The organism is Nostoc sp. 'Peltigera membranacea cyanobiont' 232, assembly GCF_002245985.1.
GTDB lineage: Bacteria > Cyanobacteriota > Cyanobacteriia > Cyanobacteriales > Nostocaceae > Nostoc.
Map to the genome: position 1 here is coordinate 65,191 of NZ_NOLK01000020.1, position 15,542 is coordinate 80,732.

Annotated in this window: 11 protein-coding genes; 5 read left to right on the forward strand and 6 right to left on the reverse strand. The window is 41.8% G+C overall.

The genetic code is table 11. The features are described 5' to 3' along the window. Window positions 1-196 precede the first annotated feature (196 nt). Together CDG79_RS09545 and CDG79_RS09550 are read left to right on the forward strand one after the other, a co-directional pair. Window positions 197-772: a GNAT family N-acetyltransferase gene (locus CDG79_RS09545; protein WP_094341914.1), complete on the forward strand. Its 576-nt coding sequence runs from the start codon at window positions 197-199 to the stop codon at window positions 770-772. Between the two features lie 246 nt (window positions 773-1,018). Beyond that, on the forward strand, window positions 1,019-1,477 hold the full coding sequence (locus CDG79_RS09550; RefSeq protein WP_094341915.1) for a hypothetical protein: 459 nt from the start codon (window positions 1,019-1,021) through the stop codon (window positions 1,475-1,477). 25 nt (window positions 1,478-1,502) lie between these two features. Here CDG79_RS09550 and CDG79_RS09555 read toward each other — a convergent pair whose 3' ends face one another. Further along, the gene (locus CDG79_RS09555) at window positions 1,503-2,180 is read right to left on the reverse strand and encodes an SMI1/KNR4 family protein (protein ID WP_094341916.1); all 678 of its coding nucleotides are present in this window, start codon (window positions 2,178-2,180) and stop codon (window positions 1,503-1,505) included. Between the two features lie 122 nt (window positions 2,181-2,302). On the opposite strand from CDG79_RS09555, the gene CDG79_RS09560 reads away from it, so the two are divergent. Continuing rightward, window positions 2,303-3,760 (forward strand): protein adenylyltransferase SelO, encoded by a 1,458-nt coding sequence (locus tag CDG79_RS09560; RefSeq protein ID WP_094341917.1) that lies wholly within the window; start codon window positions 2,303-2,305, stop codon window positions 3,758-3,760. 348 nt (window positions 3,761-4,108) lie between these two features. On the opposite strand, the gene CDG79_RS09570 is transcribed toward CDG79_RS09560, so the two are convergent. Both CDG79_RS09570 and CDG79_RS09575 read right to left on the reverse strand, forming a co-directional pair. Further along, the gene (locus CDG79_RS09570; RefSeq protein WP_094341919.1) at window positions 4,109-4,747 is read right to left on the reverse strand and encodes a histidine phosphatase family protein; all 639 of its coding nucleotides are present in this window, start codon (window positions 4,745-4,747) and stop codon (window positions 4,109-4,111) included. A gap of 502 nt (window positions 4,748-5,249) precedes the next feature. After that, a complete protein-coding gene (locus CDG79_RS09575; protein ID WP_094341933.1) occupies window positions 5,250-6,974 on the reverse strand; it encodes an ABC transporter ATP-binding protein in 1,725 nt (574 codons plus the stop codon). Between the two features lie 250 nt (window positions 6,975-7,224). Between CDG79_RS09575 and CDG79_RS09580 the strand changes: the two genes are divergently transcribed. After that, the gene (locus tag CDG79_RS09580; RefSeq protein ID WP_094341920.1) at window positions 7,225-9,192 is read left to right on the forward strand and encodes a sensor domain-containing protein; all 1,968 of its coding nucleotides are present in this window, start codon (window positions 7,225-7,227) and stop codon (window positions 9,190-9,192) included. 178 nt (window positions 9,193-9,370) lie between these two features. Here CDG79_RS09580 and CDG79_RS09585 read toward each other — a convergent pair whose 3' ends face one another. Continuing rightward, complete coding sequence (locus CDG79_RS09585) at window positions 9,371-10,369, reverse strand: PRC-barrel domain-containing protein (protein WP_094341921.1); 999 nt, start codon at window positions 10,367-10,369, stop codon at window positions 9,371-9,373. A 58-nt stretch (window positions 10,370-10,427) separates the two neighbouring features. Beyond that, window positions 10,428-14,093: a chromosome segregation protein SMC gene (gene smc / locus CDG79_RS09590; protein ID WP_094341922.1), complete on the reverse strand. Its 3,666-nt coding sequence runs from the start codon at window positions 14,091-14,093 to the stop codon at window positions 10,428-10,430. Window positions 14,094-14,394: 301 nt separating this feature from the next. Between smc and CDG79_RS09595 the strand changes: the two genes are divergently transcribed. Continuing rightward, window positions 14,395-14,742, forward strand: coding sequence for a hypothetical protein (locus CDG79_RS09595; protein ID WP_094341923.1), 348 nt, complete (start codon window positions 14,395-14,397; stop codon window positions 14,740-14,742). 248 nt (window positions 14,743-14,990) lie between these two features. Here CDG79_RS09595 and CDG79_RS09600 read toward each other — a convergent pair whose 3' ends face one another. Further along, window positions 14,991-15,440: a hypothetical protein gene (locus CDG79_RS09600; protein WP_094341924.1), complete on the reverse strand. Its 450-nt coding sequence runs from the start codon at window positions 15,438-15,440 to the stop codon at window positions 14,991-14,993. Between the last annotated feature and the right edge of the window lie 102 nt (window positions 15,441-15,542).

Genomic DNA, 15,542 nt, shown 5'->3' on the forward strand with positions numbered 1-15,542 from the left:
AGACATCAGCTTATCAAGATTTTGGTGGAATGGCAGATTAGCAGTAAAAGTACTTACGCTGTTTATTGTACAGGGCAGTGGGCAAAAAATTTCTGAGTAAAGAGGTGAGATTCCCCTTTAACTGCTGCTGCTAAACCGTAGGTATGAGAGAATTTATAAAATTTAGAGAATGTGCTGGGAATAGATCCCGTCGATTATGATATCAGAACTGCCACTAATTACTAGCGATCGCCTATTATTACGAGTGGCGATTCATGAAGATATACCCCAAATTCTCAAATACTTCATTTATAACAAAACCTATCTCACTCCATTCTACCCTCTATGGGCTGATGGTTTTTTCACTGAAGAATATTGGCAATATCAGATAGAGAATAGTTTTTTAGAATTTCTTAATGGGCAATCATTAAAGCTATTTATTTTTACCAAAAAAAATCCTACTGTAATTATTGGAACGGTCAATTTTAGCAATTTTGTCCGAGGAGCCGCTCATTTTTGCTACGTGGGATATAGCCTTGCGGAAAGTAAACAAGGTAAAGGATATATGACAGAAGGGCTAAAAGCCGCAACTGAATATCTCTTTCAAGAGTTAAATTTTCACCGAGTTATGGCTAATTATATGCCTCACAATCGGCGCAGTGGCAATGTCTTAAAAAGACTCGATTTTGTCATTGAAGGATATGCTAGAGACTATTTGTTAATTAATGGACAATGGGAAGATCATATTATGACAAGTCTTACAAATCCTAAGTGGCAAGCACCAAAATTTTAAGCATATTTTTTATAATATTGGATAAATACCGGATTTATTTGAGAAATTAAGTATCTGTGTATTATGTTTATTTATACACAGCTAATTAACAAATTTGAGACATGAGTTTGCAGCATCTAGAAATTCATATTAAATCCATAATAAATACACAACAACTCCACAAGCAAATGCGAGAGTAATATTTGTTCGCTCTCTGGCTAATGAGCCAATGGGTGTATTTTTTAGATGATTGAGGAGTTTTTCAAAATGTCCATTAATTCTATAAAGCGCTTATCTGTATTTTCTACTATCTTCGCTTTTGCTACCATATTACACGGAGTTGTATTAGCAGCACCAGTTCCAACTTCCCCAGTTACACAACCAGCCTTAACAACTCAGAATAGTCCTCCAGCACACCAAAAAATTAATATCACAAAGCAACAGCGTCTACAAATCCAGTTAGCCCGCCAGCAAAGAGATAAGGATATTGAGGCTCTATTAAATCCATCCCAAGATACTAAATTTAAGGCAGCACTGCAATCCCGTCAGAGAATCAGGATAGTGTTAAAAACTTTGGATTTGAATCAAGCTCAACAAAAACAGGTTCAATCAATTTTACAAACTTATAACCAGCAAGTAAAACAAATTCTATCTTCACAGGCATCACAACCAACATCAAACTCAGTAGGTATTACTCAACCACCATCAGAACCAATGAAAAAGTAAAAAACTCAGTTTGATTTAATTAAGGTTAAGTTTCCAAAGACTGGCGAATTTGATGTAAACTTCGCTTAAGCCAGTCTTCATACCAATCATAAAAACTCAAAGGCTGCTCCTCATCGTTATTTGGATACAAATCATCAGGGTCAGTGTCATGGAAAGCATGACAAAAACTTAAAGAGGCAGGATATATCCCATTATCATTAGTCCGGTCATCTATCCAGATTTTTCCTGATTGATCCCCAGTAATAACTAACATCCCATAAATTCCACAACCATAATTTGTCATGGTGAGAGTGCCTTGAATAAACTTATCATCGAAATAAGCGTCATTGTTAATAACAAAACCTGTATTATTCTTGACAATTAAATCCAAATTATTCCATCCTTTTATTAAAGGAAATGGTTTAGAGAGAATTTTGTACTTTTCTTGGTATAGTTTTTCTATAATAATATCTTCAAATTCAATTACCGATAGTCCAGATAAGCCATATCCTGTCCCTGCACCACCATTACCAATTTCTAACAGAAAGTTTTTATATTCACTTGGTAGCGTAATATTATATCTAGATTCAAACACTTGAATCTCTTTGTTACTCAAGCAAGGTTTTAATTGATATTGGTGTGATTCTGAACCAAAAACCTCAAATGTAGCCTCTAAAATAGCTAATTGAGTTAATTTTTTCTGTAACTGCAAAACTTTATTCATTATGCGCTCTACATTTTGATGGTGGCGCTGCCATATTTTAGATATGGGTCGCTTTTTGCGTCTATGCTGATGTTGAAGCCAGAGGTAGTATTAAGGGAAGAATGAATTAAGCTTTGCTCGTAATGACTCTGGCTGAAACCCCAAACTACAAAAATTCTAGCAATCCTTTTCTCTCCCTCAACTACGAAAGCGCCTTGGAATCTCTAGGCGATGACTACTACGACGAGGTTGGAGCAGAGGAATTTCCCCAACACCTCTTGCGCTGGCGTAACGATGCACTATTACCTCTTTTGGGTCTAGACCCCCAAGTAGTCAAAGACGAAGATTTCATCACAGCTTTTGGCAAGTTTCAGGGGCGTAAACCCTTGTTAGCACTACGTTACCACGGCTATCAATTTGGTGAATATAACAGACAGTTAGGTGATGGTAGAGGCTTTCTCTATGGGCAAGTCCGCGCCACTGATGGCGAATTGTACGATTTTGGCACAAAAGGCTCTGGAAGAACACCTTACTCCCGTGGTGGCGATGGTATGCTGACGCTCAAAGGTGGGGTGCGGGAAGTTCTGGCTGCGGAAGCATTACACCACTTGGGTGTACGAACCTCGCGCTGTTTGAGCATGATTGAAACAGGTTTACCTCTGTGGCGAGGCGATGAACCTTCACCTACCCGCTCATCTGTGATGATTAGAATGAGCAGTTCTCATATTCGGTTTGGTACTTTTGAGCGACTGCATTATTTCCAGCGTCCAGATTTAACTAAGAAGTTATTAGACCACGTAATTGAGCAGTATTATCAACACTTAAGTAGTGAAGAAGATAAATATGTTCTGTTTTACGCCGAATTAGTTAAACGGGTTGCAGAACTAGTAGCGCAGTGGATGGCGGCGGGCTTTTGTCATGCAGTCTTGAATACTGACAATATGTCGATTACTGGAGAGAGTTTTGACTATGGCCCTTATGCGTTTATCCCGACTTATAACCCATCCTTTATAGCTGCATATTTTGACTATTATGGACGCTATTGTTATGGGAATCAACCAAGTATTTGTCACTTGAATTTGCAAATGCTCCAGGAACCTTTAAAGGCGATTATTGATAAAGGCAAAATGGAAGCTGCATTAGCTAGATTTGATGAGTATTATGAAGCTGAATACAGTTCTTTGATGTTGAAAAAGTTGGGTTTTGAGGATTTGCCGTATCCAAAAGCATTGGGACTATTGAATCTAACGATTGAATTTTTGAAAGAGAGCCAGGTTGGTTATCACCAATTCTTTTATGAGATGGCTCGGACTTTTTCATCGAAATGGCGAGATGAACCAGGTTTTGTGATGAATAGTTCAGATATTGTTCCAGTACCGGGTGCGTCAAGAATTTTTGATGATTGGTGTATTTTATACCATAAAATCTTGAATGATTTTGATAGTAATAGCACCGATGTAATTGCCAAAACTCTAGCTGTTCATAATCCAAAAACGGCATTATTAAGACCTGTGATTGAGTCTATTTGGGAATCAATTGCTCAAGAAGATAATTGGCAACCTTTCTATGAGTTAATCCAGGCAATTCAGTCTAGGAAATAGTAAAATTACACCTATTTTCTTTTTCATCGCAACAGGCTGTTGACACGACGAATAATCTAATAAGAGACGTTGCATTACAACGTCTCTAGGACTTCCGGTTATATCATGTCCGGTTAAACAATTGTCATTGCGTTCGCCCTTGGCGTTCCCGTTCGCGTAGCGTCTCCGAAGTGAAGCAATCCTAAAAGTCTTGCGATTGCTTCCTTCCACTTCGTTGCACTCGCAATGACATATCACAAGTAATTTGCCGGACATGATATTATAAGCTTTTTGAAAGGCTGCTATCCTTTCTTCGCAAGTTATGTCAAACCCGGCTTGCATCCCACTCATAACAAAACTTTTTGCCAATTATGTTCCCGGACGAAAGCGAATACGATCGGGTATATGATGACGATCGCCTAATATTTCTAACAAAGGGCCATTAACATCAAATTTAACCATACTTACCGACGCGACCAAAATATTCACCCGATAGCGATAGCGTCCCAAATCGATTCCCAGTAAACTGCAAAGCATAATCCGAATCGTGGCTTTATGGGAAACTACTAAAACATTACCTTGGAGATGTTTTTCTTGAATTTCAGCAATTACAGGCATAGAACGGTTAGCAATATCTACCGCAGTTTCTCCACCTAGTGGTGCATTCCAAGCGGGTTCTGTCAACCATTTTACATAGTTTTCTGCGTAATTCTCTTCAGCAAAGGATTTACTCTTAGTTTCCCATTCGCCGTAACTACCTTCTCTAAGTCCGTCACGCAACTGCATATCCATACCGATAGCATCACAAAATGGCTTGGCAGTTGCAATTGTGCGCTTCATCGGGCTAACATAAACTGCTGACCACTTCAATTTTTGATAAACATCGGCAAAACCGGATGCCATCTGCATCCCCTCTGTTGTCAACTCCGCATCAGTTTCACCGCAGAAATTACCACTTTGACTAAAAGTAGTTTCTCCATGTCGCAGGAAATATAAATTGAGTGTCATAGCTTATATCGCGGTTGGGATAAAGGAGTTGGTGCAAACATAAAGTACCATCAATCTCGCAATCGAATATGTGACACCAGGACAAAGTAATCAACCAAAAAAGTCAATCAAACACAAACTTTTGAAATCGAAGATAAAAGTAGCGGTTTCAGCTAGTACTAGGATGGTGCGTTAGCCTCTGGCATAACACACCCGACAAAATGGGATTTGGGGTAATTAAATTATTTGTGTGTACACCATAGGACGCAGAGAGAGGAAAGAGGATTAACAATTCAAAATTCAAAATTCAAAATTCAAGCATTTTAGACATTTTCAGACGGTTACTGAGCGTAGCCGAAGTACGGGGATTTAAACCCCGACTGAAAATGATGCTACCTGTAGAGGTAGGGGTCTTAAACCCTTTGATTTCCGATAATTTTGATACAAAATTTTCAAATTATTAAGTTTGGGTATTAAAGTCTTCAGTTCTACTTTTCCTTAACCTTCTGCCTCTTCTCTAATCCTAACTAAATTGCTGGGCATAAAACCGCGCGTAGCGATGCTCTAGGGCTAATAATTCTTCATGGGTTCCTGATTCAACAATTTGTCCCTGTTCGAGAACTAAAATACGATCGCACCTTCTCACGGTCGATAAACGATGGGCAATAATAAATACTGTGCGTTTTTGCATCAATCTTTCTAGCGCTTCCTGTACCAGTGCTTCTGATTCGGAATCTAATGCTGATGTTGCCTCATCAAGAATCAAGATTTGGGGATTGAGCAGAACAGCACGAGCGATCGCAATTCTTTGTCTTTGTCCTCCTGATAAGTTTACCCCACGTTCGCCTACCCAAGTCTGATAACCTTCTGGCAGTTGGCTAATAAATTGATGAGCATTAGCAATTTTCGCTGCCTCTTTCACTGCTTCCATGTCAAAAGCTTTTTGGCCAAAGGCGATATTTTGGGTAATTGTCCCCGAAAACATGATGGTTTCTTGAGGAACAATCCCAATTTGTCGCCGGAGACTATGCAGCTTCACATCCCGAATATCAACACCGTCAATGAAAATTTGACCAGCTTCGGGGTCGTAAAAGCGGGGGAGAAGGTTGACAAATGTGGTTTTACCAGCACCAGAAGCACCCACAAGAGCGATCGCTTCACCTGGTGATACCAATAAACTGATATCTTTTAATACGGGTTCACCTGGCTTATAGGCAAAGGAAATATGACGATATTCTACTTTGCCATTGACTGGGGGGAGAGCGATCGCATTGATCTTTTCAATCACCGTCGGCTGAATTGCCATCAATTCAAAAACGCGGTCAACAGATGCTTCACCCTGCTTAAATTCGTTGTAATTGTTAGTAGTATGACCAATGGGATCGATTAACAGCGCCGCCGCCGCCAAATAACTGAAAAAATTTGCCACTGTCAAGTTACCTTGGGAAATTTGCCACGCTCCCACAATCAATAACGATAACGCACTTAAGGCTTCCAAAAATCCGATGATGGGAATTTGAATTGCTTTCAGGCGTTCGGCTGAGTATTTGGCTTTGAGACTGCGTTCTGCTTCATGGCCAAAGCGGGCGATTTCATAATTTTCAGCAGCAAAAGCCTGTACCAAACGAATACCGTTGAAAACTTCCGCGAGTATGGCTGATAAACCCGACACGCGATTTTGACTTTTTAAGGAATACTTGCGTAACCGTTCGCCAAACCAGCCAACTAAAATACCCATCAGGGGCGCAACTATGACTGTTGCTAATGTCAGTTGCCAATTCAGGTAAATCATGTAAATCGGAATTGCCAACAACTGCAAAATGCAGGGGATAAAGTCGTGAAATCCTTTATTGACGACTTCCCCAACCCGGTCAACATCTTCGGTGAGGCGGTAAGATAAATCACCTGCTTTTGCGGTTTCAAAAAAGCTGAGATTTAGCTTTTGAAGATGCGCGTAGACTTGCTGGCGGAGATGAAAAGCAATTCTCAAGGAAGCTTTCGCCATGTACATATCTTGTATAGACTGAAACAAGCCTCTGACAAGAAAGATTAAAGCACAACTGCCAGTTATTTGAGCGATCGCTACTACATTACCCTGTGCAAAGGGAATTGCCAATTTACCGGCAAGATTTATCAACACTAATGTCGCCAGCACGTATCCCAAGATACCAATAAGTCCCTTGGCGATGGTTTTCCACTGGAGGCGGATATAAGGCAGCAGTTGCCAGTAATTAGAACGGGTTTTCAAGCTCGAAAGTCCACAGCGATATTTTACTTTGTTTGACGCTAACAGTTTTTGGTGAGTTTCTGAACAGTTCACTAATTAGTTACAAACTGTTGTAGCACTCAGGTATAAATAACGATACACACAAAAAATTAGTATAAATACTAAAAGTATACCCTACTATAGATGCCAGATTTTTAGTATTTATTGATACTAGTATTTTGCTTTAACTATTACTTACACCCACGCTTCATAGTTTTGTGGCTCAAGCAACATGGATGTAGATAACTTTAGCCAGCAGATAGAGGAATTGCGATCGCGGGTACGAGGAATATGGCAGCGCACTGCAACTCAACCGAACTCACAACAAGAGCTAATAATAGCAGCTTTCGATGAACTCCAAATGGCAATGGAAGAACTATTGGCTGCCTCCGAGGAGCTAGAGGTAACAAGATCGGAAGCAGAGAAAGAACGCCAGCGTTACCAAGAATTATTCGATTTTGCGCCGGATGGTTACTTGGTAACTAATACCGTCGGGAAGATCCTAGAGGCTAACTATGCAGCAGAAACTATGCTCTCTGTGAGACAAAAATATCTGGTAGGTAAACCATTAATTCTGTTTATTGCTCAACAAGACCGCCAGATATTTAGCTGCCTGATAAATAATTCGCAGGAGATAGAGGACTGCGTAATTGAGATAAAGCCACGGGTGGATACCCCCTTTCCTGCTAGTATCAGGGCATCTCCAGTGTATGACTCACAAGAAAAGTTGGTAGGCTGGCGTTGGTTGCTGCGTAATATCAGCGAAGCTAAACAAGCACAAGAACAAGTGGCAAAACGCACAGTGGAACTGGCAAAAGCAAATCAGCAATTGCTGAGTGAAATTACAGAGCATAAACGAGCCAAGTCACAACTGCTACACCTTGCGTTTCACGATGTCCTAACGGGACTCCCAAACCGCGCTTTATTTATGAACCGCTTAGAAGATGCGGTCAATTATTCCAAACGGCATTCAGAGTATCTATTTGCTGTCTTGTTTCTAGACCTAGATCGCTTCAAGGTGATCAATGACAGTCTGGGACACACATTTGGAGATCAATTACTGCTTACGGTTGCTCAAAGGCTTCAAGAATGCTTGCGCTCTATAGATATAGCTGCACGGCTGGGAGGAGACGAGTTTATTGTCTTGCTAGTGGGAATTAGAGATGTATTAGAAGTGGTAGCGGTTGTTGAGCGAATACAAAAAAATCTGGCACTTCCTGTGGTTCTAGACGGGCACGAAGTGTCTACTACAGCGAGTATTGGCATTGCTTTAAGCATAACAGGTTGTGAACAACCAGAAGATTACTTGCGTGATGCCGATATTGCGATGTACCGAGCTAAGGCACAAGGCAGGGCGTGCTATGAGATTTTTAACACTGACATGCATATTCAAGCAATGGCACACTTGGAGTTGATTAACGAGCTGCGCCGAGCCATTGAGCTTCAAGAGTTTCGGGTTTATTATCAACCGATAGTGTCACTCAGTTCCGGTAGAATAACTGGTTTTGAAGCGCTTGTGCGCTGGCTACATCCAAAACACGGCATTGTTTTACCAGGGTATTTCATGTCAATTGCCCAAGAAACCGGGCTAATTATCCCTATTGAGCAGTGGGTCTTGTATGAGGCATGTGGTCAGATACAGCAGTGGCAAGAGCAATTCTCCTCTAGCTGTGGGGATCTAGCTGAGTCTCCCTTGACCATTAGTATCAATCTTTGTACTACTAGGTTCGGTGAAGAAAACTTGGTGGCGCACATCAATAAAGTTCTACAAGACACTGGACTCACCGCGCCGAATTTGACGCTGGAGATTACAGAAGGCGTAATTATGGAAAACGATGATAAAGCTATCATCAGGCTAAAGCAACTAAGAAATTTAGGAATTAAGTTGGCAATTGACGACTTCGGTACGGGCTATTCCTCATTAGGTCGTCTCCACCACTTTCCAATTAATCAGTTGAAGATAGACCGCTCTTTTGTTAGTGGGAGCATTTTTGATCGTGGAAACTTAGATATTGTTCAGACAATTATTACATTGGCACACAAATTAGGTGTGAATGTGACCGCCGAAGGGGTGGAGACAAAAGAGCAACTAGCGCTTTTGAGAAACTTAAACTGTGAATATGGGCAGGGATATTTTTTTTCCCATCCATTAGATAGCTCTCAGGCGACGGCATTAATTATGGCAAATCCTCAGTGGTAATGGGTATTTGACCACGTTAGGAAGTTTTTTGAGCCAATACTTCAGCAGGCAAAGATTATCGCTTCGTACACTCCCATCCCTCACTTATCCAAAAAAATTAGCTCCCTCCTTGTAAGCAAGGAAAGAGCTGAATCAATCTTAAAATATTTCGTAATTTTCCGGTTTAATTACGAATTAGTTAATATCCGCCTTCTTCTTCGTATTCTGGCTGCCTTTCCTTAACTTTCTTAGGAATATTCACAGGCTTCGGCTCATCTTCCCAAGCATCGCCATCTACGTCGTCATAATCATCGTATTCATCAACATAAGGCTTGCTGTAAGGCTTGGCTTCATACTTTAGCGGCTGCGGTTGTTGATACCTGTCGCTACCTGTTGCTTCACTCCAGTTATCTTCTTCCTCGTCTTCTTCGTATTGAATAGACTCATACTGCCGCGCCTTCATTACCTGACGCTGTGGCCTTTCCTCTTCCACATAGTCTTCTGTCCATTCCTCTTCCCGCGCTACGGGTTCGGGGGCGCGAACTCTCTGCTTAGGTGGCTGCAATGGCACTCCGCTAGGAAGTTGATTGGGTGCTGCAATTGTCCGGGGTGGAGTATAGCCGTATCCTTCTTCTTCTGCATCCCTTTCCCACGGCGCTTTGCCGATACCCAAACGCTCTAGTAAACCAGTTGTCAACTGATTCACCCGTTCTTCGGCTCCCTCAAATACAATCAACCGATTGGGGCCAGTACTGACAATTTCATCTACTGAGAACTCGTAAGTACTCAAAAATTGGTCGGGAATTTGGGGGATTCCTAAAGAAGCGATGACTATAGAGTTAAGCTTCCCGGTTTCGCCGTTGAATTTGAAGCCCCGAACTTTGCCTAATACTTCACCTGTTTCTGTAATTACTTCCCAGTTAATCAGATTGCTGAGAGATTCAACTTCAATATCTTCAATTACATCTTCGTTATCAACTAAGATGACATCACCAATTTGGCTGATGTTGTTGAGGTACATGTAGCGCGGTATGCCCGAAATGGAGATCAGGCTGTCTCGCAAACCAAGAGCCACAACCTCTCGTTGATCTATATCTACCCAGACTTGACTGATGATGCCTAGCCGCTTACCGTTGTCGCGGGTAATCACCTGGGTATTTAATATGTCGGAACGCCTAATTATCTGTTCGGAGGTCATTCTATACCGAGTCCTGATCTCGAATCCGGTTTATCCATACACTATTATTAACAAAAACTCAAGCAGATGTATTGGATGATTGTAACTTAATCCCCAAAACTTGAGTGTAAGCTCCTCGTGCTTGAGTAACGCCAATTGTGCGTTCGGCTGATTCTATCATCGGACGGCGCAAACTCACAACTATAAATTGCGCTTGTTGTGATTGTTGCTTAATCATTCTAGCTAATCGTTCTACGTTTGCTCCATCTAAGAACATATCCACTTCGTCAAAGGCGTAAAATGGCGATGGGCGATAGCGTTGGAGAGCAAAGATAAAGCTCAAGGCTGTAAGTGATTTTTCTCCCCCAGACATGGAAGCTAGGCGTTGTACGGGTTTACCTTTGGGGTGCGCGACTAAATTTAGTCCACTGCTAAAGGGATCTTCGGGATTTTCGAGTTGCAAATAGCCGTCACCGTCTGAAAGAATGGCAAAAATCGATTGAAAGTTTTCGTTGACTGCATCGAACGCTTCTTTAAAGGCAAGTTGCCGCAATGTGGTAAAATTTTCAATCCGCAAAAGTAATTCGGTGCGTTCCCCTTCTAGTGTTTCTAATTTTTGTGTGAGTTCTTGGAGGCGGTTTTGAGTGCGTTCGTATTCTTCCAACGCCAGCATATTAACAGGTTCCATTGCCTGTAAGCGTTTGGTAAGCGATCGCAATTCTTTCTGCAATTCTTCCAAATCTACCTTATCTGGAACCTCTGGTAAAGGATTTGGTAATTCTGCCCCCATATCCCGCAACTGGCTTTGCAGTGCAATTAGTTCCTCCCGCCGCTTCTCTTGAGTTTCTTTGAGTTTTTCGATTTCCCATTGCAATTGTTGCTGGCGCAAAAGGTGCGATCGCACTTCTAGTTCTGTAGTGTCGCGTTTTTGTTTCTCTTCGCCTAAATTTTGCTCCATTTGAGTCAACGATAAACGGGTTTGGGTGATTTGGTCGTCTATCGTTGTGATTTGGCTCAAGACGCGATGAATCGCGTCTCTACAAGTGATTTGTTGGGTTTCGTATTCTGCGATGCGTGTCTCTGCTTCTTGGATTTTTTCTTGCGATCGCTGTTGCTGATTTTCCAAATTTTTTAATCTTTGTTCAGCTTCGCGTAATGCTGTCTCGCGTTGTTGTAATTGTTGCTCTTGAATTTTAATTGTCGCTTGGATTTGTTGCCATTCACTGGGAGTTTGGGATGCTTCTAACTCTGCTAAAGCGTGTCGCAATTGTTGCAACTGAGTTTCTTGTCCTGGTAATTCCCGATCTAAAATTTCCAGACGGGATTGAGCAGTGGCTAACTTTTCGCTGTTTTGGGCAAGTTGCGATCGCGTCCCCTCTAATTGCGTTGTTAAATTCTTAATGTCTTTCTGCAACTGTTCCAATTGCAACTGCTGTTCGCGCCTCGCCTGTCGTGCTTCTGCGAGTTCCTGCGTCAGTTTTTTGCTTCTGACTGACAAAGTAGCGATCGCTTCCGTACAACGCTCTAAAACCCGCTCAATATCCACCAAACGACTTCTTAAAGCGATCGCTTCATCAGATTCCGCCGCTTCTGCATTGTTAAACCGCAACGCCGAGCGTTGGGTATTGCTACCACCAGTCATTGCACCGCTAGTTTCCAGAAGTTCGCCGTCTAAGGTGACGATGCGATACAATCCTAAATTTTTCCGCGCTGCCTCAAGGCTGGCAAATACTACTGTGTTACCGAAAACATAGCTAAATACATCTTTGTAACGGCGATCGCAATCGACTAAGTTCACAGCATAATTAACGAAGCCACTGGCAAAACGCAGGGTTGCATCTTGAGTAAATTTCGGAGCGTGAATTTTATTTAGTGGTAAAAAAGTTGCTCTCCCGGCACGTTTCTGTTTGAGCAATTCAATTCCGGCTGCGGCTATACCATCATCTTCCACCACAATATGTCCCAAACGTCCACCAGCAGCCATTTCTAAAGCTAGCTGATGGCGTGGTTCCACCTTTCCTAACTGCACAACTAAGCCACAAAGTCCAGGCATTCCCGATTGTAAAATAACTTTACTCGCCTGGGTTCCTTGGACTTCTTGCTGTGCCTGGGCTTGCGCCTCGATTTTATCCAACAGACGTTGTTTTTCGCGTTGTTCAAAAAGTAACCGCTTTTGGGTTTCCTGCTGGATTTGCAATTCTTGTTCTGTGGCTGAGAGATTTTGAGCTAAATTTTGGATGGGTTCGCTAGAGGCGTTAAATTCTGTTTCAATTTGACTACACTCAGTTTGTTTTTGAGCTAATAGCGGTTCGTCGCGTTCAATTAACTGAGTTTGCTCTGAAATTAGTTGCTGTAACTGATTATTGCGTTCTGTGAGTTGTGCTTTTTCTGTGCGTTGTGGTTCTAGAGTTTGCAGCAGAGTTTCAATTTGGCGGTTGAATGCCGTTTGTTGCTGCACCCAAGCTTCTGAAGCCGAGGCGATTTCGGCTGCGGCTTCGCGGGAGGTTTCTAAGGCTTGGTGCGCTTCGTTTCTTTGTTGTTGTGAAGACGCGATGAATCGCGTCTCTACAATTTGGGTTTTGGCAATTTCTTCTAGGGAATGTCGGTGTTTTTGAATTTCTTGCTGAGTTTGAGTCAGACGTTTGGCGGTTTCGTGCGTTGTCGTTTCTAATTCTGTTAGCTGACGCTGGAGTTGTTTTCGTTCTGCTTCTTGAGTGGCGAGGATAGATTGTACCGCCAAAAGTTCATCTTCTCCCAATGCTTTGACATGGGCATTGAGTTGTTCGAGTTCAGCCGTTTTTTGGACGATTTCGGAATTTAGATTTGTGAGTTGAGTTGAGAGTTCACTAGAATTGCGATCGCCTGTTTGAATTTCGTGAACTAACTTTTCAAGTTGTGCTTGTAGCGATCGCCATGATAAAACTGCTTCCCAGGATTGTTTGGCAATAAACTCCGTGCGAAGCTTTTGATATCTCTCAGCTTTAGCCCGATCTTGAGAAAGGCGATCGCGCTGTGCAGTTAATTCTGTTTCAATAATCCGACAGCTATCTTCCTTTTCCTTCACCTCATCTAAAGTTGATTTGGCTTGGATGATTTTGCGATCGAACGCCGCCACCCCAGCCAATTCATCAATAATTTCCCGTCGTTCCCGCGCATTCATCGAGATAATACTGGTGACATCCCCTTGCAGCACCACATTGTAGCCTTCAGGATAAACCCGCAGGTTACTTAATTCCCCATGCAATTCTGTCAACGTGCAAGCTTCACCATTGATATAGTAATTCGAGGTGTAACTTCCTTGGTGAGTGACACGCAGCCTTCTAGTGACACTCCACTCTGCCGATTTTGGACTTCGGCTCCCTTCGGCTTCGCTCAGTCGAACGATTTCGGATTTTGGTTCTTCCTCCGCTTCCCCTGCCTCCCCTGCCTCTTCTACTTCCTCCCTTTGCCTCTTTGTGTCTTTGTGTGAGATTTCATCTGACAAATCAAACGTTACAGTGACGCTAGCTTCAATAGAAGCCCGTCCTTTAGACGTTTGGGTGTTATTTACCAAATCTGGCAGGCGATCGGCTCGCATTCCCTTAGAACTGGAGAGTCCGAGGCAAAATAGCAGTGCATCGAGAATATTAGACTTACCCGAACCATTTGGCCCAGATATGACAGTACACCCCGGCAGCAAAGGGACTGAGGTAGTGCCACCGAAGGATTTGAAGTTGGTAAGTTCCACGCGCTTGATATGAACCATGCAGCTAATCACTCAATAGCAATACTTCTAGCCTTTACTCCCTTAAAAATGCTCAAATAATGCTCAACTACCCTACTTTCAGCGCTTGAGCATGAATAGTTAGTATAAATTACTACTCATTGACGATGCTCAACTAATGCTCAACTTTCCGAGCAAGAATCTACATCTATCTTATATGTCTAAAGCTCTTGCAATGGCAAGACGTGCTGAGGTCGTGTAATGAAATATTACTGTGTGGTGTACTCTTGACACTTGGTGGGCAAGTTGTCAATGACTTTTCCACCTCAACAGGGAAAACAATATGGGTGCAATGCCGGACTTAACGCTTGAGCAAATAAGTGCAAGATGCACAAACAAACAAATTGCCAAATATATTGCTTCGATGCCAGACCTGCCGGAAGGAATTACTGTTTGTAAATTTCTAGCAATCTTTCTATATTCAGCTAGAAAAGCACAGTTTAGACTCAATGGTGAACTTACTAAGAAAGGTGATGATAGGCAACTAGAAACTTACAGTTTGGCTGATAGAAAACACAAATTATTTAATAAAGATGGGGATTTTGTCTATCAAGTTACTGTTTACAAGCTAGAAGTTGCAGTAAGCGAGAACAGGGAAGAAATATTGCCTTTGTATACGACAAGCATTTAATGTCATCACTTGCGATTGTTGAGCGTCATTCACTTAGCGCTTTTTTTTATTGGGTAATTTTATGACTTGTAGCTACATTCCTCAATACTAGTTACCTGACATACCAATACCCCAAGACTGCAATGTTGCTTTCCTGGGGTATGTCCGATATCACGAAAAAAAACTAGCATTTTATTGCTAGGCATAAAGTGTTGGAGTATTAGTCTAAAAACTATTGGCAGGATAGGGTCTAATACGTCTTGATTTCGTTACGATTTTAAGTTATCTCTGTCCTGTAGTAGTTTTCTCATCTCTTCCATCTGTTCTTGATGTTGTCTCAACTGTTCCTTAAGTAGGTCAAGTTCAGATTGTTGCTGTACTTGCTGATTACTGGTAGCTAACTTCCCGTAACCTGGGACAACCCTAGCATCAGTTTGTCTATAGCATTGCTTGCTTACTTTTTCGCTGTGTTCACACCAATCATTAACAATGTGTGGGGCTATCCCTACATCATTAATTTGATGGTTAATGAATGTGTGTCGTGTATTGTACGGCGGCAAATATTTAGACAATTTACCTTGTCTTATTAATTCAGTAATGATACCTTTCTGTGATTTTTCTCTACCTAACCATGTGGTCTGGAAAATATGAGATGAGATTTTTTTACCCGACTTGCTTTTGAAGACTGTATCATCAGTAAACCAAAAAGTTTTTCCCAAAGAGTGATTGCTAATCAAGCTTACGTAGTACAAAGTAAGATAAGCTACCTATTTCATAAATAATATTTATACTTCTCAGAAAGGTTTCAAAAAATGAAATGA